The sequence below is a fragment of the Paenibacillus sp. FSL L8-0663 genome, assembly GCF_038008125.1.
GTDB classification, from domain to species: domain Bacteria; phylum Bacillota; class Bacilli; order Paenibacillales; family Paenibacillaceae; genus Paenibacillus; species Paenibacillus polymyxa_D.
Map to the genome: position 1 here is coordinate 5,106,527 of NZ_JBBOYM010000001.1, position 26,835 is coordinate 5,133,361.

Below are 26,835 nucleotides of genomic sequence, written 5' to 3' on the forward strand. Positions count from 1 at the left end.
ACTATCTCAAGAAATCAACCAATGATGCGGATATTATTTTAGCTCCAGCTGACAAAGAAGCATTGTAAATATTCTCTTGGATCTTGGAATTCATTAAAAGCTCAGCGTAATCCGCATCCTCCGTTTTAGACTGCAAGTCCGTTAAGTTTACTTCCAGATCGCTCAATCGGCTTTGCATTAACTCCACACGGTTGGATTTAGCTCCCATTTCCGACCGGACTTTCAGCATTTTGTCCATACGCGTATCAATATTGGCCAGTTGATCCCCACTCGCTTTAATATCACCACTTGCCAAAGCTGCAGATAGCTGATTAAAAATTGTAAATAAATTATCGGCATCCGTGCTTGTTCCTACGACTTCATTACCAGTAACGTTAATGGGCAAAGCTACATTTTCACCCACTATAAAATTAACATTTCCTGTATCCGTAGCAATGGATGCTGCGCCAGACGTATCATGCGTATTATCAGCATTCAAAGGGAGGTCATAAGGCTTCTTGTCGTAGGTTTGACCGTTGAATATATATTTCCCATTCAATTGGCTGTTCACAACATCAATCATTTGTTCCTTAAGCTGGCCAATTTCTTTATTGATGCTGTCCAGCGCAGATTGTGGATTAGTTCCCGTAGAGGCCTGTACTGTAAGTTCACGTACTCTTTGCATAATTTGGCCTGCCTGATCCATGACCGTATCATTAAAATCAAGCCAAGACACTGCGCTGTCCACATTCCGTTGGTATTGTTCATTTGAAGACAATTCAGACCTGTACCTTAAGGAATACGTAATCCCTACAGGATCATCAGAGGGCTTGTTCAGTTTACGTCCAGTCGCCATCTGGTTTTGCGTATTATTCATACGCTCAGAATTTCGATTCAAATTCAGCAGAAGCTGTGAGCTCAGCATATTGTTAGTAACTCGCATAATTACACCCCTCCGTAACTAAATACCACCTGTATATAAAAACACAAGATATTTAATCATCCTTATCTTCCCACTACACCTGTGGAGTTAATTAATTTATCCAATAATTGATCGAATGTGGTCATAAACCGAGCAGCGGCGCTGTAGGCATGCTGAAACTTGATCATATTGGACATTTCTTCATCCAGTGAAACACCACTCACAGACTGGCGCATAGTTTCAACCTGAGATACGAGGGCTGTCGAGTTTTGTGTCTGTCTTGTCGCCTCTTGAGCCTCTATACCCAACTGACCAACCATAGAACTGAAAAAGCTATCAATAGTAGCCTTGTTCCCTGTAGAAACAGAAGTGAAATTGTTTAATTTCAAATTGGACATGAGGGACGCCAATGTATTATTGCCTTTAACCAATTCCTCAGTAGGAGCAGTGCCTGTTACACGAAGGGATGCTGCAATGGCGTTAGGATTATCTACTATAGCAGTATTTAACGTGATGTTGCCTGCCGTTATCGCCCCGCCATTATTTGAAGCTACAAAGAAAGGTTTACCTGCAACCATATTACCGTTAGCATCTTTATCCTCTTGGGTATAACCCAATTGATGCAAACCATTAAGACCTTTAACCGTAACTGTTAAATCCGATTGAAGTGTGCGATTGGTCCCTGTATAAGTCACTCCGTTCAGTACAGTGCCTTCTGGCAATACTGAGCCTTTAGGTAGCGTTACAGAAATATCACCGTTGGCCAATGTATTAGCAAGGTTATCCATTTGTGCAGTATAATCTGCTACAAATTGATCTCTGGAAATGATCATTCCATGTATTTCGCCTCCTTGCAAATCATTGGAAGCAAAAGCAGCTTGTAAAAAAGCGCCGTTAATACCAGTAGTCGGTGCAAACCCAGTTACTAATGCTTGACCACCCATATTAACGTTGTAGCCTTGATCAGTATCAGTTACCGTTACATTAACGATCTTCGAAATTTTATCGACGATCAAATCACGCTGGTCACGTAGATCATTAGCGTTATCTCCCAAGCCTTCAATTTTAGTAATTGATTGATTCAGGTCCGCTATGGAGTTCACATAACTTTGTAGCTCGCTAGACTTAGCCTCCACATTTGAGGTTAAATCCGCAGATAGATTGCTTAACTGTTTACTCATATGATTCATTGCATCAGTCAACGCAAGCGCATTTTCTTTAACAATAGTTCGTGCGGTTACACTTTCTGGGTCTTTACTTAAATCAGACCAAGATTTATAAAAGTTATCCAAAACCTTGCGAATCCCTGTATCAGACGGCTCATTCATAATCTGTTGTAGCTTATCAAGTGTGTTACTTCTAATTGTCCAACTACCCAGCTCAGTATTTTCTCCGCGGTACTGACTGTCCAAGAACTTCTCACGAATGCGTTCAATAGCATCAAATTCAACACCTGTTCCCAACTGACCAGGCACATTAGAACGGTTAATACCATATGCCTCCATAGGTATAGAAGCTCTCATCTTAACCGTTTGCCGTGTATAGCCTTCTGTGTTGGCATTAGCTATATTGTGTCCTGTTGTATTTAAAGCTGCCGTTTGTGTAAAAAGGCTTCTTTTAGCTGTTTCTATGGAATGAAATGTGGATGGCACTCTATTTTCCTCCTCGGATCAAGCCTTAGTGTCGAACAATCCAGGTCGTGCAGGTTGATTACTTTTCTGATCTGGATGCATATAAGTCATCTCCTGATTAGGACGACCTACAAGTAGATCTAACGAGTAATCAATAAACACCAACGATTGCTCGATGAGCTTTTGATTGATTGCATTAATTTTCTTTAATTCTGAGAGAGTGTGGGATAAGCGGCTCTGGACACTGAGGAATTTGTTCTTATCTTCAGGATCAAAAACAAGGCGTGCCAGCTCGGTTATAGTCAAGTTAAGCTGAGACTTAATACCACGTTCACGAAGAAGCTCAAACGAAAACTCCATACGAGCTTCCTCTAGCTGTTCCACCTGTTTAAGGAGTCTGGATTCCTGATTCAAATGCTGAACCAGGCTATCCATATCATTTTCCATAACAATTTTTTTCTTACTTTTAGCTAATTCTAATAAGATAAGATGCTTTTGATCTAGCTGCTCCAGCACATCAATCAAACGCTCTAAAGGCATATTCCTTCACCTAGCTTTCGGAAGACTGCTTGAAGTAAGGTAACAGCTTATCTGCAATTTTATCGGCATCTACACGATAGGTTCCCGAAGCTACTTGTTGCTTAAGCTCCTGAATTTTCTTAACACGATCTGCATCACTGCTGCGGTTCAGCATTTCCATCGCTTCCGGAGAAATCGAGACCTCGTCCTTGCGGCGAGACTTCTTAAGCTCCTCTTGACGTCCTGTTTCAATATTTCGTTGGTATGGATTAATAGCTCCGATGCGGTTGGTCTCGTTAATTTTCATAACTTCCACCTTCCTTAGTTATTTGATATGGTCAGAATGTATCAGACGACATAGCGTCGAACATGGTTCGTATTATGCCTCACTTCTTTATTTTGTGCATGGTTGCTAAAAATAAAAAAACCGATAAGCTCTATAAAGATTATCGGCGGTATTTGAAACTTTTTGAATAGCTGAATGCGTTTTTAATTCCCCTGTACTACTTTCCACGAAGTTTATCAATCGCGCTGTAGGTACCTGAGCCCATATTATTACTTTGATCCTGATTACTACTTTCGCGCACAGCCTGATGCAGGTCTTTAGTCAGACGTGTTCGACAAGAATCGCACATATGTCCTGCACGAATCGGTATCCCACATACCTCGCAAGGATACGTCATATTGGGCGCATTAGCAATGGAAATACGTCCCTCGCGTATAAATGTCGTGATTTGCTTTACGGATACCTCAGTAGCCTCCGAAAGCTCATGCATATGAATGCCCTTATTCTCACGTATATGTCTGACACAGCGTTCGTATTCAATCTCAATTTCTTTAATACAGTTCTGGCAGATTCCCCTGACGTTCATAATAAACAGCTTTCCACATCGAGGACAGTTATCCAAATTCATCCTCTGTAGCGCCCCTTTCCAATTTCCGATCTTTAAAATACTTTTATCCTTACATTACCTTATAATGGAGAGCCTCGTCTAGCAAATATTTCAAAAAGGGATTTTCAGATTTTACACAATCGCACATCTTATAAGTTATCATAATAAGAGTATAAGAGAGAAAGATCCATCAGTGAAATTTTATTAACATCTATATGCATCAATATGCAATGACATAAAATAAAGAAGCTCATGGAAGCTAATGTTCAGCCTATTGCATGTGTCTATTTATCGTCAAACATTGCTCCCTACTTTAGATAGAAAATAAAATAAGCGCCATTCCAGTTGTTTTCGGGAATAGCGCTTCATTATACAATTAAAATAGCTATATGAATATGAGTAAATGTAGAAATTAATTATCAAGATGAGGGAAAAACCGGGCGAAACAATCCTCAGAAGAATTCATGTTCACCTGTGCCCCGAATGACAATAAGAAAGTCCTGTAAATCCGGGGGAACGGCGCCATACGAATGCTCCGCACATGGAGTGTGGGTATTCATAAATCTCATGGACCTAACATCATCTCAACTTATAACCTATCTGAAACCAAGCTAGATGCACCAGTGGAAATTTGCAACCCAAAAAAACAAGCTATTTCACAAATAATTATTCAAAAAAGCATTGTTTTAATAGTGGCCTTCCCGTATACTATAGTCAAACGCTTGGTTTAAAAACCATACTTCATTATACATTTATAATAATAATTATTTATTTGTTTTTGTTTGCGGTACCTGCAGTTCTTGACCTACTTTAACCAGGTTGTTAATTTTAACCAATTCCTCAACAGTTACACCGTATTTCTCAGCAATAGAAGCCAGTGTTTCGCCCTCTTGAACATTTACTTTGATTGTATTTACAGTTGCTGGTGCTTCATTTGTAGTCGTTACTGGTTTTGTGGTTGTTGCTTGATTGTTGTTCTCAGTAGCTGGTTGAGCCGGTGTTACAGTTGCTGCATTTTCAGTAGTTTCAGTTTTAAAATACTTAGCTTCAAATGCTTTTTGTGCTGCTTCTTGCTGCTCTCTCATGATTTGGTCTTCCAATTGTTGTTTTTCGTAATCGGAGCCGGATTTCGCCATTACTTGACCTGTTGCAAGTGGACTCAACAAAGATACTGCACCCAAACTTACTGCCAACATGCTAGATACTGCTACTTTTTTCATAACGTTTTTCATGATTTGTTCTCTCCTCTTTTTAACTTTAAATTTTAATTAACTGCTTTACTACTGAGCGAGACACTCCCAATGTCCGCTCTTTAGTCATTAGCTAATCACTTATTACCAATCATGTTAGCTATCAACAGATAGAAATTGTACTCCTCTTTTCCAAAAAAATCAACCTCTAAATTGAAATATTCTGTTTTCATCCCTCACTTCCTTACTTTTTGTTTGTCTCTATATTTTTTATTATATACCTCTCTCTAGCTTGTTGTCAAATCCTGCTGATTGTACGGCTTAAAAGACTTCTTGCTCTATCATTTAACCCTTCTTTCAAGAGAATTATAACCTTTTTTTCATAGTTTCAAGCGAAATTTCATGGGGAATACCAGATATTTAGACTTATGATCTTGCTAAGGTCAGGCAAAAAATAGTCAAATGTATTCCTTGCTCTAATGCCTTTTCTCTCAAAACACGTGCACACGCCTGCAATGTGCTCCCCGTTGTATAAATATCATCAACAAGCAAAACGGTAACGGAAAGCTTATTTTCCGTAACACATTGAGATTTAGCTTTTAAAATAAAAGACTTCAGTAAATTTGTCATATTGGGGTGAACAGAAAACGCATTATTCATTGTGTTCATGCGTTCCTTTTTTGATTTAAAGCTTTGTTTGCCTGTATCTTGTGGACGAGCAAGTAAAGATAGGAAGGGGAGCTTATTCCGCTTAGCAATCTCTTCTGCCAAGATCCGAGCCTGATTGAAACCTCGCTCTGTCAGCCTCTTCTCACTTACCGGAACACAGGTCACTACATCCACACTCCACAAAGATCGCTTGAAACGAGAATGTTTAAGACCTGCAAACTCATACCTCATCGCCTGATAGGCTCGATTCATGATCTCACCCAGCAGGGAACCATACTTTTCATTCCCGCGATATTTGAACTGCCCAATCCATTCTCTCATCATCGGTGTATAGCTGGTTGCACTCCGATTGCACACATAGTAACGTACTAATCGGTCAAGCCTTACGCAATCCGGGCAAGACGTCGGACGTCCACAATAAACACAACGAATATCGTAAACCCAAGGAATTTGAAGTGAACAAGAAGTACAAATCCCGGGGAATTCGGAAAAACGCCCTGTGAGAGTGCCGCAAGCCATACATGTTTGGGACTGGCGATGGAATAACCAATTCAAAAATAGACGGGTTGTTGGAATCATTTCCATATCAGAATGCACCTTTCTTGGTAGCTTACGTACCGACATTGTTTCAGGTTTCACATTTCCAAAAAAACTTTTTTTATTTAATGCATTTAGTGCTTCGCCTCCTTCAGGTATCCTCTTTTCCGAGCCAGTTCATTCATACGTTTAATCTGTCTAATTGCTCTTTTTTGACCTCGTGTCCATTGGGGGGATGTAAAAATAACAACTCCACATGGGTCATCCTTGGACCTGCCCGCGCGACCAGCCATTTGGACAAGAGAGGCTTCATCAAAAAGACTACTGTCCGCGTCTAATACGTACACATCACTCCGTGGAACAGTTACCCCTCGCTCCAAAATAGTCGTTGTAACCAGAACACGTATTTCAGTAGCTCGAAATAAGCGTACTTTAGCGGTTCTTTCTTCATCCTGTGAGGAGGTGCCCGCAATAGGTACATAAGGCAAATGTTTAATCAGCAGCTTCACAAGTCCCTGAATATGTGAGATTCGTGTCACAAACAGGAAAACCTGTGCCCCACGTTGTATGGATACGCGTAGGCGTTGAATAAAGGATGCGGGAAGCCGACCTTTTTGCAGCCATTGTTGCACTGAATCAGCCCCCAAACGAAATGGGACAGGTAGAGGATGACGATGAAAACGAACGGGAACCTTGGCGTGTGGCAGCAGACCTCGTGCAGCCTCTTTCTGCAAGGATTGCGGTGGTGTAGCAGACAAATAGATAAACTTCCCCTTCGGCTTACATACTGCTCGTGCAGCAAAGGCAAGCATAGGATCATTGTGATAAGGAAACGCGTCAATCTCATCAATCACAACCAAATCAAAAGCTTGACGATAACGCAATAGCTGATGTGTCGTTGCCAGTGTCAGCTGTCCCCTTTGCCAGCGTTCTGCGCTTCCCCCATAGAGCGTCACCATGCTCACATCGGGAAAAGCAATGGCCAAACGAGGGGCTAACTCCAGTACCACGTCGCGGCGTGGTGTTGCCACAAGTGCCGTTCCTCCGTGGTCTAGCACATATTGCAAGAGCGGAAACATCATTTCCGTCTTGCCTGCGCCCGTTACGGCCCAGAGCAAAAAACGCTCTACCTTAGTACCAGGCACCTGCTGATCAGCAGCGTTGTGCCTCGCACCTTCGCCAGGTTTCGGCGAAGGCTGCCTGCTACGGGCAAGGTTGCTGCTCTGCGAAGAGGCAGCTTCTGATCCCCGGCGCGCAACCATGCCGCGCCGGAACAACGCCCGGAGCCCACGGCCTTCCGGGCGAAAATGTCCCCGCACTTCGCCGTGCGGTGCGGCTAAAAAGCGCAGCGCCGCTTCGGCGGCGGCACGCTGCGCTGGGCTTAGCCCCCAGCGGTCGAGTTCCGTCGCCGGGGCTATGCCTGCTGTGCACGGCAGCGCGGGTTTCGCTGCACCGCGCAGCAGCAGCGAGCATTCACGGCTGCGTCCAAGTGCGAGACATGTCTCGCAGTAGGCGCACGCCTTACGGCCGCACGATGCGCAGCTCGTGCGGTGCACTATCCCGCTGCCACAACGGTTGCAGCGGAGTTCATGCGTACGCGCGGCAGACCAGCGCGTGCGAGGTGCTGGATCGAGGCCAGTAGCAAAGCTGAGTCGGCCTTGCAGATATGCAAGTTGTGCAGCGGATCGCCAAGTACGCTCCAAACCTGGCGCTGCCTCTGCCAGTAGCGCTTCGACTTCTGGAACGAGTAACTGGCGTCCTGACAACAAATTAGCCAGTTCATTCGCTTGTCGTGTTAAACACTCCCTCTCCAATCCATCCATTCCCGTGACGAGGTCCCTTTTTTGAATAGAACGTAAAACTCCCTTTGTTTCTCGTCTCTCATCCCCACTTTCTGTGCGAGAAGTCCAACCTTGTACATGATCCCAAATGCATATATTCTCTACTCTTCCAGATAAAATTCGTTCTCCGTCAAAAGGTTCAAGAGCCAGTTCACTTTTTAGCTGTGCGATAATATAAGCCCACCACTGCCGTTTCCCCCATCGCTCCATACCTACTAATTCCTTAAATGTTTCACACAGCTTTGTTCCCCAGGACAAGGGGAGCTCATCTCCTAATAACACCCACCTTTCGACAACATTCCCCTGCCCCTCATCTGGATTCATCCACCATGTCATATCTACTCGAATATCCACAGATAATCGGAGATTCCAATTCCCCTTATACCTCACTGCATATACTGCAATTTTCACCTTCCCCTTCTCCCCCCATTCATTACTTTTTGGGTTCTTATCACCCCAGAGAACAGCAAAAAAGCACACTTCTGTGGCTAATAGCCTGAAGTGTGCTTCACATCAAGTAGATCTCAACGATATCCCTGTTGTCTTGCCTATGCAACTGTTTATAAACATTTATATCCGATTTTGACCACGATGTCCACAATCCCCTGTTGCTAAGGAACAAGCGGAGCGTCCGCCAACGACTTGACTGTTCTAAGATCAATAACAACCTGCTTTTCACCGCCTGACTTCGGTAAAACCGGGTTCCCCGGTGAAAAACGACTTGAAATGACTGAAACATCCATATGACTATAGCGCACTAGCCGTGTCAGAATCGGTAGCGTATCGTCCATAGATTCATCATCCAGTACCGTCACATGTAGCGGCCTCCGGTGCAGCCAGGCAAGTATGTTCAACGAACGCATCACCCATTCCACACGATCTCCGTCATTGGACGTAATCACAATATAGCGAATCGCGCGATGACCTGAAGATATCGCGCATGAATCTTCGCCATTATGATAAGCCTGAACCGCCTGTCGTATATACATAAGATGCACGACAGCGGCCCCCACACCGTATATAAGCAATATCCAAACCAAGTGAGCCGTCACGAGGGTTCCACCTCCTCCTATAGCGACAATATATGCCGTATAACAGGAAGAGGTGTCACGGTTATGTACTGGGTTTCTGTATGAGCGGACATATCGCCCGGAGTGAAAGGCGGTACAGCATTCATATCTATTAGCAGCTGCATCGTCTAATGCCTGAAAAAACTACACTTTACAGCGTAACCCATCCATATTTGATTGAGTTAATAACCGCTTGTGTACGGTCATCAACCTCCATTTTTTGCAGAATGCTGCTGACATGGTTTTTGACCGTTTTCTCACTAATGAATAAATATTCACCGATCATCTTGTTGCTCTTACCTTCAGCCATCAGACGCAATACTTCAGCTTCACGACGGGTCAATGGATTATTCTCACCTGCGACAAACTTCACGCCGGCTTCCTTCGTATGACCTTCAGCCATAGCCCCTGTTTCATTCAAGTAGGTCATCCGGCGGAGTTGCTGAATGAGCTTACCTGTTACCTTCGGATGGATAAACGCATAGCCTTCATGAACCGAACGAATAGCATTAATGAGGGACTCGGCCTCCATATCCTTTAACAGATAACCATTGGCTCCCTTGCGCAACGTCTCAAATACATAGCTTTCATCATCATGAATGGATAAAATGATCACTTTGACATCTGGGAACATCTCACGCAGTTTTTCGGTTGCCTCTACACCATTTTCGATTGGCATATTAATGTCCATCAGAACAATATCCGGTTTCTCTACGTTACAGAATTCCAACACTTGAATACCATCGCCACATTCTCCGATGACCTCAATGTCGTCCTCCATATTCAAAATACGTTTAAGTCCTTCACGGAACAACTGATGATCGTCCGCTAAGAGAACTTTGATGGGTGTATTGCTAATTTCCTGATTTTCCATGTTGTTACTCCTTTCCCTTTTCCACGTTGGTTGGGATATGAATCACTATCTTGGTGCCTTGATTCTCAGCTGATTCGATCTCCATTCTCCCCTCGAGCAGTTCAACCCTTTCCCGCATACCAATCAGACCAAAATGCCCATGATCTTTGCTTTTTTGCTGAAAAAGCTCTGGCTTAAAGCCCAAACCATTATCCTGCACCACGATTTTTACAAGCTGCGCCTGATAGGTAATCTCAACAAGCACATAGGTAGGATAAGCATGCTTGGCAGCATTGGTCAAAGCTTCCTGGATCAGACGGTAAATGGCTGCTTCCATCGCGGAAGAGAGACGGTGTTCCTTGCCCCTTGTTTCAAAAAGCGATCTAATCTTCGTTTTTTCTTCAAAATCCTGCACATATTTCCGGAGCGTCGGAATAAGTCCCAGGTCATCCAGGGCCATAGGACGCAAATTGAAAATGACCTTTCGCATTTCCTCAAGACTGGAGCGAACCTGTTTCTTCAAGTCTACTATTTCGTCCTGAACCATCTTAAATTCCTGCTTGGCGATCATTCTTTCTACAATTTCCGTCCTAAGCACTAGATGCGCAAGGAGCTGCGCAGGTCCATCGTGAATTTCACGAGATATGCGTTTGCGCTCCTCTTCCTGAGCCAAAATAATTTTCAGACCAATAAACTGCCGGTTTTTAGCCGATTCGATGATCCGCGTCACTTGTCCCAATTCGCCCGACAAATATTCCAGCACGACTCCCATCTGCGAACCGATGGTTTCGGCGCGCTCGACAGAAGCCTCAACACTTTTGGCCCGCTTTTGAAGATCATCTCTTCTGGCTTTGAGATACATTTCCTTCTCGCGGAAAATCATCACATCGAGTTGAAGCTGTGTTGCCTTCTCATAAGCCTGCTTGATATCCTCTTCCGAATAGCGAACGAAGTCACGGCTGACCTCAGTCAACCGAATGCGGGACCGCCGATAGTTCATTTCCAGCTGGTCCACCTTTTCGATCGTTTCTGCTGTTTCCTTCAAGACGCTCTGGAGCTCCTGATTTAACGTGACCAGCTCGGTCCGGGCCGTGTCCAATATTTCGAACATCTGATATTTGCTGTTCTCCATCACCTGGATGGCATTTTTAATGACTCGGTCTATGATATCGGCTTGAAAGTCCACAAATGTTCTACTCCAATCCTAGCATTTCAAGTATATATCATACCATATCATGATTGAAGGGTGATGGTCTTCGTTTCTTGTTCCCATTTTACAGTCATTCCTAACTGCTCAGACACGAGTCTCAACGGGACTAAAGTCCTACCCCCTAGCACAACGGGTGCAACATCAGTACTTTGACGCTTCCCGTTCAGAACAACTTCTTTTTTCCCTACGATCAAATCCATCAGCACACCACCGCGCATAACGGTGATCCGTTGATCGCCCGCATTCCATTTGGCTTGTCCGCCAAATGCGTCCAGCACATACTTAATCGGAACATACGTTGAACCATCGCGAGTCATCGGAGCTGCATCAATTGTTGTAGGTGTTCCGTTTACTGTCATTGATTTTTGTCCGATCGTCATTTGAGCTGTTCCCTTTTTAAGTCCTTCTGTGCCGACCGTTCCCGGTGTATTAAAAGAAATATTATCAAAAGCAACATTGCCTGTTTTAGCACGCTCGTCCTGACCTTCCGCCACATTGACCACATAAAGACGTTTCAGCTTCGCTGGATACGAAATATTCAAACCGCTCATATCTGCATTAATGGTTTTCCAACCGTTCCAGTCGATCACTTTAGCGAGATCAATATATGCTGTTTTGCCTTGGGCATCCTCTAGCTCCGCACGCAGCCAGTTCAGACTCTTATCCCCTCTGACATCAATTGAGATGGAAGTAGCCGCCTGTTCAAGCGTTTTCCCGGACGTGCCGTTCAATTGGGCGTAAGCATACATTTTACCACTGCCATTTGTCATATCGTAGTTCAGTTCCAGCACTTTGGAATTGGCATGGTCGCCATCTCCTTGTACAACAGCCACTGTGCCGGTAACACCTTCCACATTCGAAGTAAAATCAATCGGATACGAAACATTTTCGAAGTTCTCCCAATTGTTCGTACTTGCTCCGCCAGCAGACAAGAAGACGACAGCGCTGAAACCATCATAGCGACCGATGGCATAGCCCGTTTTCACGCCTGCATCCACCGTATTTACTGTAAGTTGATTGTCCTTAACGCTTCCCTTAAAGCCAATGAACTCCCATTTGAGCGCATCTGACGTAATGCTGACACTCTGTCCATCTTTTGTCTTTGCCGTTACCGGTACAGCGATTTTAGCTCCAGCGGTAAGCGAGCCAGTTCCACTTCCTGCGGTGAGTGATGAAATTTCATCTGCTCCAAGCACGGTGACCTTAGTTGTAGCGCTGGCTGAGCCACTGGATGCGGTTAAAGTAGCCGTTCCCGGTTTGGCTCCCTTCACAACGCCGCCGCTCACTGACACAACAGCCGGGTTGCTGGACTTCCACGTCACTTGTACTTTTGAGGTATCGAAGGGATTGTAGTAGTTGTCATAGCCTTTGAAGGAATAGCTTCCGGTCTGACCAATCAGCAGCGTTTTATTGCCCTTGATGGTGAAACCTTTGAGCGTTCCTTTAGGAGCATTGGTATATACCCCCACTCCATTTACGATACTACGTTGCTCTGTACCATATTCCGTATTGAACGTAAGTCCCGCTGTCGTATCTCCCAAATCACGAGTCACCATGGTCGTAGAACCGCCCCCATCGAGGTTCATACCCTTCCAGACGCCAATATCTTTCATCAGCGTTTGCAGCTCGCTCAGGGATACACCAACGCTGTTCCCATTCTTCTCAACGGCAATGACATAAGCGTAACGCTTGTCACGGGAATATCCTAAAGCTGTACGCGCACGCGTCCCGCCTATGCTTGTTGTGCTCCGGGAAAAGGAGGTTTTCTGACCGTCATTTACTAATATGGTATGTCCACCAATCATCATCTGAAGGTTGGAAGGATCTACTTCACTCCCTGTCGATTTAACACGAAGGCGATAGCTCGTTTCTACGGTCTGTCCCACGGTCAGATGCGCTTTGGCATAATCAGCCGCTTTACCGTGAGTACGTAAAATATAGCCATCCTGCGGAACGGTCATATTCAATGTAGCATTGTCGGAGACTTGCGTAACCACACCATTTTGTACCAATACCTCGGTAGGCGTTGTCGAACTGTTTTTGGGCCGCTCAATTGCTTTCCAAGCAGATGTATAAATATACATAGCATTAGAGTGACTATAACTGCCCCCACTCGTCTCAGGCGAATACGAAGCCTTGTTCATCCCCGCCAAAGAGAAAGACGACCCGTCTCCAGCTTTTACTGTTCCTTCAAAAGTAAACTGCTCCACCATCGCAGAACCATCTCTGGTTACAGCAAAGGCATACATGCCCGTTAAATCAGATGGAGTAGACATCAACACACCCTTGGATACTTGTCCACCGATCGGAGCTCCCTCGCTTGAGGTATTAAAATAATCCCCGTTTACACCAGCAACCGCTCCAGTCTCTTTTGCCATGCCGCCTGTGCTCTGCCGGGTCGTAAACTGTCCATTCTTCCCCGTCATGACATCCAGCTTAACGTACGGATTTTGCAAGTCTACTCGAATGATATCAGCCAGTGCTGTTCCTTTGGACCCTTTAAAACGATATTTCAATAATGTTGCACCCGAAGTAATGATCTCTTCTCCCAATTTTACAGTTGAACCAGAGGCTGCACTTGCGATTGGAGCAGACATCCAGCCATTCAAGGGGATTAGAGCCCCAGTTCCAGCAACTGGACCGACCCATAATACCCCTGCCAGTGTTAACACGGCCCATCTTTTAGCGATTCCTCTGCCATTAACTTTCACTTCACTCTGTTTCTTATTACTTAAAAACATTTGGATAATAGCTCCCATCTTCAATGTATTTAAACGGTTTTGTTCCGCGCATGTACTCTATCAATAAACAAAAAAATCCTCTTATGTTAATAGACTTATTATATAGGCAAAAGTTACGAAAGTCCCGTCAACTAATTCATAAAATCTAAAACGATGAATTGACGAATGCAATATCGGCGCACTATAATACATTTGAACTCGTTAGTTCAAATAATACTTATTAGTTCACTTCTCTAATTATGACCCTATCGGAAGGATTGATAATCATGAATAAACAACGGGCCATCATCATATCTACTTTATCCCTGTGCATCGCAATGACCGGATGTTCTACAGAAAAAAAAGATGCCGCTCTAGGTTCATCTGTACAGCCAACCGTTGTGCGGACCGCAATCGTCAAATCAACGCCACTTCATACTGCCTATAACTTGTCAGGCACTCTTCAAGCCTATGAAGAACGTACACTGGCTTTTCAGAACGGAGGTATCGTCGCTAGCGCAGAAATCACTACCGGGACGGCTGTACAGAAAGGTACAACCATTGCCCGTCTAGATGACGCTGACTATAGACTGCAGGTTGCACAGGCGACAGCCTCCATTTTGGAGGCACAGGCTGGTATTGATAACGCACAGGCTAATTTACAGGCTGCTACCTCCGCAATTCAATCCGCCGATGCCGGCATTACAGGAGCTCGCGCGAATGTTAACAAGGTCAATAAAGGCGCACGTGCTCAAGAGAAACAACAAGCGCAAGCTACTGTAGATAAGGCACAAAGCGCTTATAACAAGGCCAAGACGGATAGCGAGCGCACACAGAAGCTGTTTGAGGCAGGCGCTGCTACCGCATCAGATAATGAAAATGCTCACCTGAATGCTACCGCAGCCCTGAAAGACTTGGAACAAGCCAAGGAATCCCTGTCCCTTTTGCTGGAAGGGGCCACAGCCGAAGATCATCAATCCGCCCAAGCTTCCTTTCAAGATGCGCTTGCAGGTAAAAGCAAAGCCCTAGCGGCCAGTGAACAGGCTGTGGCTTCCCAAAAACAAGCCCATGCCAACTACGAAAAAGCCCTTGTTGCCAAGGGGCAGGCAGAACTTGCACTTTCACGCACACGTCTAATCTCTCCTGTGAACGGTGTAATCTTAGAAAAAATCGTGAATACAGGTGATTTGGTCGCGTCAGGGCAAGCCGTCTATCGCATAGGCACCATCGACCGCCTCAAAGTACTACTTCCTGTACCAGACAGTGAAATTAAGGATTGGAAAAAGGGTCAACAAGTAGAAGTGGCGCTCTATGAAGAGACCCGTCAAGGTACGGTGTCTAACGTCTATCCTTCAACCAGCACCGACACAGGAAGGGTTAACGTAGAGATTGTTATAAACAATCCACAGCGAGACTGGTTACCCGGTCAGGTCATTAAAGCTGCTCAACAGGTGACCGACAAGAATGGGATTCTCGTTCCTGCCGAAGCAGTCATTAACACGGGAAGCAAGCCTTTTATTTTCAAAGACATTCAAGGAAAAGCTGTTAAAACCCCTGTGGAGCTTGGTAATCAGGTTGTAGATAATCAGTTGCAAATCGTATTGGGACTTCGTGAAGGCGAACGTATTATCGTTAAAGGGGCAGAAAACCTGTTTGATGGAAATGCGATTCAGTCGGAGGAAGGCGGACGCCCATGATTGAGTACATCGTAAAAAAACGAAAAATTACATTGCTGTTTTTTGTCATGCTGATTTTGGTCGGAATCTTCGGCTTTTTCCAGTTACCACAGCAGGAAATGCCGGATGTCACCATACAGAATGCTATGGTAACAACAGTCTACCCTGGTGCTTCACCACAAAAAGTAGAAGAAACCGTAACTAAAGAGCTGGAGAAACGCATTAAGGAAGTTGAAGGTGTTAAAACGATTAGTTCGACTTCTGGTAACGGATTCTCCTCTATTTTAATCGAATCCAAAAACGGAGTTGATCCTCAAACGGTTTGGGATGATATGCGTAAAAAAGTGCAAGATGCACAAGCTGATCTTCCTCAAGGCGTTGAAGTACCTGTTGTAAATGACAAACTAACCAGCTCTTTTATCGGCTCCTATACCCTGACGGCTGACTCTTCCACACCGCTGTATAAACTAAATGATTTAACAACGACTTGGAAAGATCAGCTCAATACCATTTCTGGCGTATCTAGCGTCAAATTCAATGGTCTCCCTGATCAAGAAGTACGTGTCCATATTGACAATCAGAAACTTCAGCAATACCAGCTTTCGTGGGGACAAGTGGCTCAAGCGATTCAGGCTCAAATTGATCGGGTCCCTACTGGTAATATTGAATACAACGGACGTACCTATCAACTTATTGTTCGCGAGACCGAAAAAGCTGATGAATTGAATCAGGTCCTTTTGACACGCACCAAAGAGGGTAATCCTGTTTATTTGAGAGATATCGGCATAACGGAGCTGGCCCATCCTAATACAGAATACTTTGCCTATGTAGAGGGTAAACCGGCCATTACGTTAAGTATTGGAGCAGAAACAGGCACAGACATCCCTTCTATGAGCGAAAAGGTCAATACCAAGCTCAAAGAACTGGAAAAAACACTCCCCGCAGGTGTTCACTTTCAAACTCTTTTTGCACAAAAGGATCAGGTAAGCCATATCTTTGACGACTTAAAGCGTGAAACGATTCTTGCGATTGTGGCCGTTATTCTCGTTTGTATGTTGGGGCTGAATTTGCTCACCTCTGCATTTGTTGCACTGGCCATTCCTATTTCGGTTTCGATTGCCATTATCTTTTTGCCTATGTTCGGCATCACTCTAAATCAGATTTCCGTTGTCGGTCTGATCATCGTACTCGGCATACTCGTGGATGATGCCGTAGTTGTAAATGATAATATTGAGCGTAGACTTACGGAATTAGGAGAATCGCCCTCAGTCGCAGCTGTAAAAGGTACCAAAGAGGTCATGCTTTCTATTTTGGTTGCAACTCTGGCTACCATCTCAGCTTTCGCGCCATTGTTGTTTCTTCCTGGAAATGTAGGTGCCTTTATTAAACCTATTCCTGCTATTGTCTCCCTGACCATGCTTGCCTCTATGATCATGTCGCTCACCATCATCCCTATTTTTCGAGAATGGTATGAGAAGCGCAGACAGGCTCGTCACCCTCAGGGTAAATCTAAACCAGCAGGCTTGCTCGGCCAGCAGATTCATTCTTTAAACAAGCTCTATTCACAAAAACTGATGCCTAAGGTCATTCAGCGTCCCTTGTTGACAGCCATGGTCGGACTCATGCTTGGAACAGCCGCCTATGGATTAGTTCCCTTTACCTCAGTTGAACTTTTTCCTGAGTCGGAAGATCCTCATGTTGCACTAAATGTAAAAATGCCTGTAGGCACTTCAATTGCGGAAACGGACCAGGTCGTTAAAGACCTTGCAGGCTGGGTGAAAAAGCAACCTGAAACTTCCAAGGTCGTCTACAGCACTGGAGGGACTGCCCCACAACTGTTTAGTGACATTAATAGTTCGGGTGGAAATATTAGTTATAACGAAACGGTGGGGCAGATTGCTGTCGTCGGCAAAGAAAACGTATTCGATCTCAATACGACAGTTGATGCTTGGGAACAACATGTTAAGAAATCCTACCCTGGAGTTACAGTTACGATGTATGTTCCTCGTCTCGGGATTCCAGTGGGTAAGCCCGTTTCTATTCGTATCTCAGGTCAGGATCTGAATGAACTGCAAACTCTTGCCCAAAAGGCAAAGGAGCAGATCGCGACAGTAGAGGGCACAACAGGCATCGTGGATGATATAGGAATTGAACGATATGCACTGGAGCTTGAGGTCAACAAACAAGCGATGGATCAATACCTGGTAAGTTACACAGATTTGACTCGCACCCTGCTTCTATTAAAAGAAGGAGCCCAAGTCAGTCAATTTGATACTGGAAACAGTCTGGTAGATATTAAAATGTATTTGAATCACAGCGACGAGGAGCCAAGTAAGCTTTTCCAACAATTAAGTGTAGTTAATGCAGCTGGTAAGCAAATTCCATTAAACCAGCTTGTCCAGATTAAGCCGTCATTTGCTATTCAGCAAATCAAGCATTACAATATGGAGCGGACGATTACGGTGGAAGCCGATTTGAACGGACGAACTGCAAGCGAAGCGATGGTTGATGTTGAAAGTAAGCTGGCGCAAATGAAGTTCCCAGAAGGCTACAAATGGGAGGTTGGTGGGGAAACCTCTGACCAATCGACCATATTCAAGGACTTAGGACAGCTGGCTATCGTTGTAGTCTTGCTCATTTTACTCTTGATTACTATGCAATTTTATTCTCTCTCCATTCCTATTATTATTATGACGACCGTGTACCTGGCAGCAGCCGGCGGGATTATTGGTATTTTCTTAACCGATATGCCTATCGGTTTTATGAGCATCATGGGAATCATTGCACTCGCGGGCATTGTTGTGCGGAATGGGATTGTGTTAATTGAATTTATCGAGGATGCACGACATGAAGGAATGGAATTAAAGGAAGCCGTAATACAGGCGGCCGCCGCTCGCTTCAGACCAATTTTATTGACATCCTTGGCCGCCATTGTAGGTATGATTCCGTTGGCACTATTGGGAAGCCTGCTCTTTAAGCCACTGGCGTTTACCGTCATTTTCGGTTTGTTATTCTCGACCTTGTTAACCTTGTTTGTCGTGCCGTCCTTGTATATGATCATGGCCAAATACAAGATGCGCCGTCAACTCAAAAGACAGCAGCACACAGTTATCACACCTGATCAATCTTTATGATGTATGAAGTGAGTTCGCATGCTGTCGAGTTAGTCGGTCCCTAGGGGGAAGTATGTATGGAAAGCAAAAAAAATGATATTTTACAGGCCGCCATTCGGCTGTTCTCCAGAAAAGGCTATTATTCAACATCTGTTGAAGAAATCGCCAAAGAAAGTGGGATGGCGAAGGCATCCTTTTATAAATATTTTCAGGGAAAAGAAGAACTCCCTCTAGAAATGTGTATCATTCTGGAAAATAATATTGAACAAGACATCCGGGCTCTCTACAGTAAACCTGATCTTTCTAAGCACGATAAACTACATGGTTTTATTGTACTTTACTTGAAAAATCTCGTTGAAAACAAAGTGTATCTCATGATGGATCTTCCTGAGCCTTCCATGCTTATTTTCCAGAATGAACAACTTAATTACGCATTCGAGAATCATGAATACAAATTGTACAGATGGGTTCGCGACTGCCTGATTGATATTTTTGGACCGAGCATTGAAGATCATGCATGGGACGTGACCTTTGTACTTAAAAGCATTGTGTTTGAATATATTCGCTTCTTTGCCGATCGCATGAATGATGAAACGATTGAACATCTGACACAGTTTATTATCTTCTTATCCAGTTCCTTGGCAACCAGCCTGAACAATGCTGATTCAGCTCCACATTTGTTCTGGAGCAAGCAAGGCTGGTTACCCGAAAGTGCTCTAAGTAATCCTTTTGATCAAGGCCGTCAAATTAACAGCCTTCTCCACTCTTTGGAAGACAGTATACTGCTGTCTTCTTGGAGTTCAGAGGAGAAACAGGAGTGTCAGCAAATCTACGCTCATTTAAAGGAAGAGGCTCTGAAATCGAACCCTCAGAAAGGTCTCCTGAAAGCCCTTTTTGCGTATTTGGAGCAGTACAAGGAACTGCAAAAGGTTTGTCGTTTACTTAAAAATTTATTGGACCATGCTCCGATATCCGAGTAGTCACTCAGCATTCGGTACATCAGAACAAATTCGTACTTAACAGCGAAACACATCAAAAAAAGACTGTTCATGCAAAGCATGAAACAGTCTTTTTGGGTTATTGCTTTTATTTTGATAACATACGAGGAATTACAGCCCCGCTTGTTCTTTTAGAATTTCAGCTTTATCTACGCTCTCCCATGGTACATCCAAATCTGTACGTCCAAAGTGACCGTAGGCAGCAGTTTGCTTATAAATTGGACGACGCAGATCCAACATGCGAATAATACCTGTTGGGCGCAGATCAAAGTTATTTCGGATCAATTCAACCAGCTTCTCATCACTCACTTTACCCGTACCGTATGTATCGACGTTAATCGAAACAGGCGTAGCTACACCGATGGCATAAGCAAGCTGAATTTCCACTTTGTCTGCCAATCCAGCTGCTACGAGGTTTTTCGCTACATAACGAGCAGCGTAAGCAGCGGAACGGTCCACTTTGGTCGGATCTTTACCGGAGAATGCTCCCCCGCCGTGACGTGCATAACCACCATACGTATCCACAATAATTTTACGACCTGTCAGACCTGCATCTCCTTGAGGACCACCGATAACAAAGCGTCCTGTCGGATTAATGTAATACTTGGTTTGCTCATCCAATAATTCGGCAGGAACAACTGGCAAAATAACCTTTTCTTTGATGTCTGCTTGAATTTGCTCCAAAGTAGTATCCTCCGCATGCTGCGTAGAAACTACAATAGCATCAATACGAACAGGTTTACCATTTTCATACTCTACCGTTACTTGGGTTTTACCGTCAGGACGAAGGTAATTCAGTGTTCCATCCTTACGCACTTCAGACAAGCGCCGTGCAATACGGTGAGACATAGCGATAGGTAAAGGCATCAACTCCGGCGTCTCGTTCGTAGCAAAACCAAACATCAATCCTTGATCTCCAGCCCCAATGTTTTCCGTTTCTTTATCTACTTCAGCAGGATCACGGCTTTCCAAGGCAGCATTAACCCCTTGAGCGATGTCCGGCGACTGTTCATTCAAAGAAGTCAATACAGCGCAAGTATTATAGTCGAAACCGTATTTCGCACGTGTATAGCCAATTTCCTTAATCGTATTACGTACAATGGATGGAATATCCACGTACTCCGATTTGGAACTGATTTCACCAATGACGAGAACGAGACCAGTAGCTACCGATACTTCACATGCTACCCGTGCATTAGGGTCATTAGCCAGAAAGGCATCCAATACAGCATCGGATATCTGATCACAGATTTTATCCGGATGGCCTTCTGTTACAGACTCGGACGTGAACAAATGACGGCCTTTTACAGACATGAATTTCAACCTCCCACAATTAAAATACATGAGGATTTAATAAAAAAATCCTGACATGGTAATGGCATTATTCAGATACCTTCAAGCCATCAAATGGCGGGAGGTATCTTGTTACACCTGATTAATAAAAAATGAACCTTCTCCGGTAGGAAAAGGTTGCGTACAAGCCTCAAATGCCATGATATCTTATTTAAAACAAGGTGTCAATTCGTGTCACCCAATGACAACATTCGAAATTAGGGTAAATCTACATGCAAACCATTTTTGATTTACATGTAAATTACCCCAGATTTTACGCTACTATATGTTCAAAAACTGTAGAAATTATTGCAACTTACAATGTACCATATTCAGATAAGCTACGTTCAGCAGATTGTATCAGTCGCTTAGTAATTTCACCACCAACCGAACCGTTCTGTCTTGAAGTTAAATCACGCCATGCTACATTCCCGCCCCCCGCAAACTCCCCCAATTCTGCAGCAAATTCACTGTCAGCCTTAGGTTGTATATGTGTATATTGGGGATTATAAACAGGTAGCCCAAACTCAGCAGCGATTTCATACTTCAAATCATCTAACCTGGCACGACTTTCGGGAATTAATCGCCTTTGACCTCTTGACGCCATCGTATACACCCTCCACTAAATGTATTGTCTTTCATGGGGTTAGTGTGCAGCGATTAGGTTCAACTTAGCCAAGAACAATTTGCTATCCCAAACAGTATTTAAGAAAAAGAGCCGCCGAAAGCAGCTTATATACAAAACAGTTTATTGTACAGTATAACCGCCTCGTGCCATAACGACCAGACCAAACTTCTGACCTTCTTTTACTTGAATACCTCTTCCTTCTCTAGGAAACGATAATAAATGATTTTTTTCGACAGCCTGATTATGAACAATTTCCGTTCCAGAAGTAATATCAATAGCCCCACTGGCGTCCATACTATACACAACAGCATAACCATTACGTAAAATAAATTCCGAGCCTGCTTTGGCAATCAGTTTTTGACCAGGCTTTACATCAACAACCTTTAAAACCTCTGTCTGCTCTGGTGTGGAAGTTTTTCCTGCACTAGAAGTTCCTGACGCCGTTGTGTTAGAGGTAGCGTTTGTCGCTGGAGTAGGCGAACTAGTCGTTTTACTACTCGTGTTACTTGCGGGCACTCCACCTTTGATTGCCTGGGCAATTTTTTGGTCAACATAGCTTTTGGTTACGACTGGATCATCAGCTGTACCAGGTTGTCCAGAACTGGAGGCTCCGTTAACTGAATTGTTCATTAAGGAGCCTGCTACAATTCCTCCCCCAAGTAAAGCTGCAGCCAACGATACTTTATAGCGTGATTTCATGAAGTCCTCCTACAGCAGGTTATAGCAAGTATAGTTAAGTTTTAATTATTGCGCGCTTGCTCCAGTGGAACCTTGCATAGCCCAAGGCTTATTGAAAGCCACCTTCAAAGTATCAATACTTGAAACTATATCTTCCGCCTGTTGCTCAGCAGTAGTTACTTTCAAATTAGCTTCATAAACCTGAAGCTCTGTAGCCAACCCAACATCAAATTGCTTCTTAGCCATATCAGCCGCACTTCTAGCACTCACTAAGCCAGCTTGAATCTGTGAATATTGACTTTCCAATGCTTTGATATTGTTATAAATTGTTCTTACAGCTTCTTCGAGTTGTCTCTTTGTGCCTTCTGTAGCATATTGAGCTTTTTCAACATTAAGTTGTTCAGCTTCATAAGGGGTATTTCCTGGAGTATTGAAGTTGTAAAGCTTCAAGCTCAATTCAGCCAAATCCACTTTTTGCTCACTCAACCAAATAGCAGTACTGCTAGTAAGTACTTGGCTTACTTTTGTCTCTACATTATCTTTAAATTCAGAATAGACAGGCTTATCCTTCAGTTCATAACGTTGCTCTGGTTTGTAACCAATCACTTGGTTCAAAGATACATATGCACTATCTAAATCTTTTTTTGCCTTCTCTAAAGCAGCTTGATTTTGAGTCAACTGATTAGTCGCTTGCGTGACCTCATAATCACTCGACATTTGATTATCTCTTTTAATTTGTGCAACTTTAAGCTTGCGCTCAGCATCTTCGATATTCAAAGCAGCCAGCTTAACGGCATTTTGCTTTTGAAGGAGCTTATTGTAAAGATCTTTTACATTATATTCAATACTTTCTTTGGTCATTTCCAGATTCTTCTTGGTAGCCTCATAATTAAGGTTCGTTTGGGCATAACCTTTGTAAGCTTTATCTTGACCCTCATTACCTGCTTCTGCTGGAACAAAGTCAATATTTTTGCCTGTCTCTTTTAAAATTTTTCCTGCCTGATCAATACTCACTTCTCCTGTTTTCACTGAAGTACTATCAGCAATAGCCAGTTTGACTGCATCGTCATAGGTCAAGGAGTTATTATAGTAAGTATCATAAGTAACTTTGGTCACAGGAGCTGCAAGTGGCTTACTAGACAAGCTATTGGTGTCAGTAGCACTACCACTACCTTGATTCGAAATGGTCACTGTTCGTGTAGTCTGATCCCAATTTACTTTGGCGCCTAATGATTGGCTCACAAAACGTAAAGGAACGAGTACTTGACCCTTTTGAATTTGAGTAGCTGCATCAAGCTGTACAGGATTACTATTTTTATAAGCAAGTTTAGAACCAACATTTAAAGTTAACGTATCGTCATTTTTAGATGCTGTCACTTTTTTAGCTTTGCTATCCCAATCGACTTTCGCACCCAAGCTTTCGAAAACTCCACGCAGAGGCACCAAGGTTGTATTTTGACTAACAACCGGGGACTGGGTATATTGCTGAGTTACGCCGTTAATAATAACCTTTATATCACCTGGTTGAGCTCCTGCAAGACTGGCGAACGCAGAAGAAAGAACCAGTGTGGACAGTACTGCCACTCCAAAACGTTTCATAATTTCTCTCCTTTGTCAATAAGACTAATAAAAGAAAAGGGCTCCAAAAGGAACCCTCTTCTCATCTAATTCAGTTAACTCAAAAGAGTTGCTCTTAAATTAGTTTTTGTTTTCAACAGTAACTGTTTTTGCAGTTGCATCATAAGTGATGGATGCATCCAGCGCTCTGCTCACCCAAGCGATTGGCAGTACAGTACGGTTTTTGTTAGTTACAGCTTTAACGTCCATACGAATCACAGAACCGTTAACAGTCAACAGGTTTGTGTTCAGTTTGATTTGAGCAACAGTGCTACCTTTGATCAGGGTAACTGTGGAAGTTGCTTTGTCAAACAGGATGTTTTGTGGGGATACACCCAGAGCTTCAGCTGCATAACGTACTGGCAAGTAAGTGCGTCCGTTTTCAGCATAAGCAGCTACTTCTGCTGTTTTAGTTTCGCCGTTCACAGTGTAGGAAGTACTTCCCAATGTGAAGACAGCTTTAGTTTTAGTAGCACCTGGAGCTGGAGTTCCAACAGTTGCGATTGCTACTTCAGCAGCTGCAGTGTTGTTATCTTTCCAGTTTTGAGTGTTGTCAGTTGCGCCTTTGTATGCAGTGTAAGATACTGCGCTACCTTTCAGCTTAGCAACGATGTCGCCTTGAGCTACAGTACGGTCAACAGTCAGCTTAGGAGCCGAGATTGTGATTGTACTTGGAGTAGCAGATTCGCTGTCGATGTAGAAGCTCAGACGGCCTTTGTTGCTTTCGCCGTAAGTATCAGTAGATACGCTCTTCACTTTAACGTCACCAGCTGTAACTTTTACTTCTGGAGTAGAAGCAAAACGTACGCCTGTTGGCAATTCCAAGATTACTTCACGGCTACCGTCTTTCTTAACGAAAGCTTCTTTAGCAGCTTCAGTGATTGTGATATCGCCAACTTGTTGGTCACCCAGACCGATTGTCAGGGTTGGTTTGGAAGCAGCAGCCAGAGTAACTGCTTGTTTCACAGTTGCAACCTTAACATTACCGCTCAGACCTTGGCTACCAGCAACTTCAACGTTCAGATCACCGGAGAAACCAGGTTGCGTAGCAACTTCAACGTTTCTCAGTTTCAAAGTACCAGCGTCAGTTGTGCTGTTAGGGTTGTTGAAAGTCAGTTTCAAAGTACGTTTGTCAGAGTCAGTGTAAGATACCTCTGCTCCACCCAATCCGTTAGTATTTTCCATAGAACCAGCGAAGCTGTTTCCTGGGTTGTTACTCTTGAAAGTTTCCTGCCAACGAGCACCTTCAGGCAGACGCAAAGTCACAGTACGTCCTTTTACAAAGGATTTAGCAACAGTTTCTTTAATTACGATGTCGCCAACTTTTTGTTCGTCATGTCCAGCAAGGATAGTTGTTGGAGTAGCTACAGTAACACCACCACCGATTTCGCCATAGTTACCAACAACAAGAGAGCTAACATCAGTTGTTGCATTACCAGAAACGCTAACAGTAACATCGCCTTGTTTAGCATTTGTTTCATCATCTACATGGAATTTAACTGGCAATTGGAAAGAATTTTGTTTGGAGCTTTTCACAGTACCTTTCAATCTTACAGTAAGAGTATCACCATCGGATTTAGCATCAATGTCAGCAGCTTTTATATCACCAAAAAGAATTGCTGCTGTACCAGAAGCATCCCATTTAAAACCACTTGGCAATTTCAACTTGATGTAGTTACTACCTGTCAAAGAACCTGCAGTTTCCTCTTTAACTTTCAATGTTGCAGTGAAGTTATCTTCACTAGAAACTGTATCGTTTGCAGCAAGAGAAACTTGACCGGAAGAAACAACGTTTGCGATTGTAATTTCGCCACTAGTCAAACCACTATTGGAAGCAGCATCAATTGCTGCTTTAACTGGACCGTTACTTGGACCAGCTACATTAATTCTACTGAAGTTCAAGAAGAGAGTAACATCATCTTTAATGTTATCTTGACCCGTAAAAGTAATTTTTGCAGAGTTTACATTAACTGGTTTACCATCAGTGTCATAATTGTTGATGATTGGATCAACTTTAATACCAGTATCTTTATTATCATCAAAATCAGCGTATACACCTAAGCCATAAGTAGCATCACTTACACTACCTGGGCCATTTTGTGTTCCAGTTACACCAGCAATTTTCGCAACATCACTGCTGTTAAAATAAAAACCTTTAGGCAAAGTAACAGTAAAAGAAGAGCCATCTCTTACAGAAGCTTTGCTCACTGTAATTTTCACTCTGCTATCAAGATTAGTGAAGTTTTCAGCGTTTCCACTAATAGTAGGAGTATTCACAGTTGTGAAACTAGAAGATGCATGGATTGCAGTTGGTGCAGTCAATGCTGCGATTGGAGCTGCTACACCAGCAACCAATGTTGCTGTTGCCAGCACGTTGATCATTTTTTTATTAAACTTTGTCATAACCTTTTTTTCTCCTCCTTGAATATAACCAGAAATATTATTTTTGTCTTTTTGTCGGATCTTGTCACTCATCAGTCGTTACACCTCCTTTCCGAGCTTTATGAGAACCCTTATAAAATGATATCTGTGACAATATCACAGAAGCTTGGAATCTAGTTGAAAGAAAGCGTCCATTTATGACGTACTCCAGTATTATACAATGTGATAACAATGCAGTAAAGATTTTTTTTAGCGAATTTTGTCTTTACGCTTTTGTACCCCTTTGTTTCATACTCACCCAATTAGACGTAGCATGGGTTCAAAAAGTTGCGTCTGTTTCAAAAAAAAAATTATTTTTTTGAATTATGTATTCCGCT

Annotated in this window: 20 protein-coding genes; 3 read left to right on the plus strand and 17 right to left on the minus strand. The window is 43.5% G+C overall.

What is annotated here, in order from left to right; genetic code table 11:
- Window position 1: 1 nt before the first annotated feature.
- From flgL to MKY75_RS22650, 12 genes are all read right to left on the minus strand, one after another.
- Window positions 2-922, minus strand: coding sequence for a flagellar hook-associated protein FlgL (gene flgL, locus MKY75_RS22595; RefSeq protein WP_029514586.1), 921 nt, complete (start codon window positions 920-922; stop codon window positions 2-4).
- Window positions 923-984: 62 nt separating this feature from the next.
- Window positions 985-2,553 (minus strand): flagellar hook-associated protein FlgK, encoded by a 1,569-nt coding sequence (gene flgK / locus MKY75_RS22600; RefSeq protein ID WP_029514587.1) that lies wholly within the window; start codon window positions 2,551-2,553, stop codon window positions 985-987.
- 18 nt (window positions 2,554-2,571) lie between these two features.
- Window positions 2,572-3,072: a flagellar protein FlgN gene (locus MKY75_RS22605; RefSeq protein ID WP_340886595.1), complete on the minus strand. Its 501-nt coding sequence runs from the start codon at window positions 3,070-3,072 to the stop codon at window positions 2,572-2,574.
- Window positions 3,073-3,082: 10 nt separating this feature from the next.
- Window positions 3,083-3,358 carry a flagellar biosynthesis anti-sigma factor FlgM gene (gene flgM / locus MKY75_RS22610; protein ID WP_029514589.1) on the minus strand — a complete coding sequence of 92 codons (276 nt, stop codon included), beginning with the start codon at window positions 3,356-3,358 and terminating at the stop codon, window positions 3,083-3,085.
- A 196-nt stretch (window positions 3,359-3,554) separates the two neighbouring features.
- Window positions 3,555-3,965 (minus strand): TIGR03826 family flagellar region protein, encoded by a 411-nt coding sequence (locus MKY75_RS22615; protein WP_340886597.1) that lies wholly within the window; start codon window positions 3,963-3,965, stop codon window positions 3,555-3,557.
- 743 nt (window positions 3,966-4,708) lie between these two features.
- On the minus strand, window positions 4,709-5,176 hold the full coding sequence (locus tag MKY75_RS22620; RefSeq protein ID WP_039271509.1) for a LysM peptidoglycan-binding domain-containing protein: 468 nt from the start codon (window positions 5,174-5,176) through the stop codon (window positions 4,709-4,711).
- A gap of 384 nt (window positions 5,177-5,560) precedes the next feature.
- A complete protein-coding gene (locus tag MKY75_RS22625) occupies window positions 5,561-6,127 on the minus strand; it encodes a ComF family protein (protein ID WP_039271511.1) in 567 nt (188 codons plus the stop codon).
- A 347-nt stretch (window positions 6,128-6,474) separates the two neighbouring features.
- Window positions 6,475-8,592 (minus strand): DEAD/DEAH box helicase, encoded by a 2,118-nt coding sequence (locus tag MKY75_RS22630; RefSeq protein ID WP_340886599.1) that lies wholly within the window; start codon window positions 8,590-8,592, stop codon window positions 6,475-6,477.
- A 200-nt stretch (window positions 8,593-8,792) separates the two neighbouring features.
- On the minus strand, window positions 8,793-9,233 hold the full coding sequence (locus tag MKY75_RS22635) for a hypothetical protein (RefSeq protein ID WP_039271515.1): 441 nt from the start codon (window positions 9,231-9,233) through the stop codon (window positions 8,793-8,795).
- Between the two features lie 169 nt (window positions 9,234-9,402).
- Window positions 9,403-10,125 carry a response regulator transcription factor gene (locus MKY75_RS22640; RefSeq protein WP_340886602.1) on the minus strand — a complete coding sequence of 241 codons (723 nt, stop codon included), beginning with the start codon at window positions 10,123-10,125 and terminating at the stop codon, window positions 9,403-9,405.
- Between the two features lie 4 nt (window positions 10,126-10,129).
- Window positions 10,130-11,290, minus strand: a complete 1,161-nt coding sequence (locus tag MKY75_RS22645) for a sensor histidine kinase (RefSeq protein ID WP_013312293.1) — start codon at window positions 11,288-11,290, stop codon at window positions 10,130-10,132.
- A 47-nt stretch (window positions 11,291-11,337) separates the two neighbouring features.
- On the minus strand, window positions 11,338-14,055 hold the full coding sequence (locus MKY75_RS22650) for a stalk domain-containing protein (RefSeq protein ID WP_340886604.1): 2,718 nt from the start codon (window positions 14,053-14,055) through the stop codon (window positions 11,338-11,340).
- A 266-nt stretch (window positions 14,056-14,321) separates the two neighbouring features.
- Between MKY75_RS22650 and MKY75_RS22655 the strand changes: the two genes are divergently transcribed.
- From MKY75_RS22655 to MKY75_RS22665, 3 genes are read left to right on the plus strand one after another with little or no spacing between them, the layout of a single operon-like run.
- A complete protein-coding gene (locus tag MKY75_RS22655) occupies window positions 14,322-15,731 on the plus strand; it encodes an efflux RND transporter periplasmic adaptor subunit (protein ID WP_340886607.1) in 1,410 nt (469 codons plus the stop codon).
- Entirely contained in the window at window positions 15,728-18,844 is a 3,117-nt protein-coding gene (locus MKY75_RS22660) for an efflux RND transporter permease subunit (protein WP_069009996.1), read from the plus strand. The genes MKY75_RS22655 and MKY75_RS22660 overlap by 4 nt, the downstream gene beginning before the upstream one ends.
- Before the next feature lie 56 nt (window positions 18,845-18,900).
- Window positions 18,901-19,803 carry a TetR/AcrR family transcriptional regulator gene (locus tag MKY75_RS22665; RefSeq protein ID WP_029514598.1) on the plus strand — a complete coding sequence of 301 codons (903 nt, stop codon included), beginning with the start codon at window positions 18,901-18,903 and terminating at the stop codon, window positions 19,801-19,803.
- A 129-nt stretch (window positions 19,804-19,932) separates the two neighbouring features.
- Here MKY75_RS22665 and metK read toward each other — a convergent pair whose 3' ends face one another.
- The 5 genes from metK to MKY75_RS22690 all read right to left on the minus strand — a co-directional run bounded on the left by metK (window position 19,933) and on the right by MKY75_RS22690 (window position 26,551).
- Complete coding sequence (gene metK, locus MKY75_RS22670) at window positions 19,933-21,135, minus strand: methionine adenosyltransferase (RefSeq protein WP_013312298.1); 1,203 nt, start codon at window positions 21,133-21,135, stop codon at window positions 19,933-19,935.
- Window positions 21,136-21,469: 334 nt separating this feature from the next.
- Complete coding sequence (locus MKY75_RS22675) at window positions 21,470-21,760, minus strand: alpha/beta-type small acid-soluble spore protein (protein ID WP_029514599.1); 291 nt, start codon at window positions 21,758-21,760, stop codon at window positions 21,470-21,472.
- A gap of 141 nt (window positions 21,761-21,901) precedes the next feature.
- The gene (locus MKY75_RS22680) at window positions 21,902-22,480 is read right to left on the minus strand and encodes a hypothetical protein (RefSeq protein WP_340886610.1); all 579 of its coding nucleotides are present in this window, start codon (window positions 22,478-22,480) and stop codon (window positions 21,902-21,904) included.
- Between the two features lie 45 nt (window positions 22,481-22,525).
- Window positions 22,526-24,058 carry a stalk domain-containing protein gene (locus tag MKY75_RS22685; protein ID WP_165146199.1) on the minus strand — a complete coding sequence of 511 codons (1,533 nt, stop codon included), beginning with the start codon at window positions 24,056-24,058 and terminating at the stop codon, window positions 22,526-22,528.
- Window positions 24,059-24,157: 99 nt separating this feature from the next.
- Window positions 24,158-26,551: a copper amine oxidase N-terminal domain-containing protein gene (locus MKY75_RS22690; RefSeq protein ID WP_340886611.1), complete on the minus strand. Its 2,394-nt coding sequence runs from the start codon at window positions 26,549-26,551 to the stop codon at window positions 24,158-24,160.
- Window positions 26,552-26,835 lie beyond the last annotated feature (284 nt).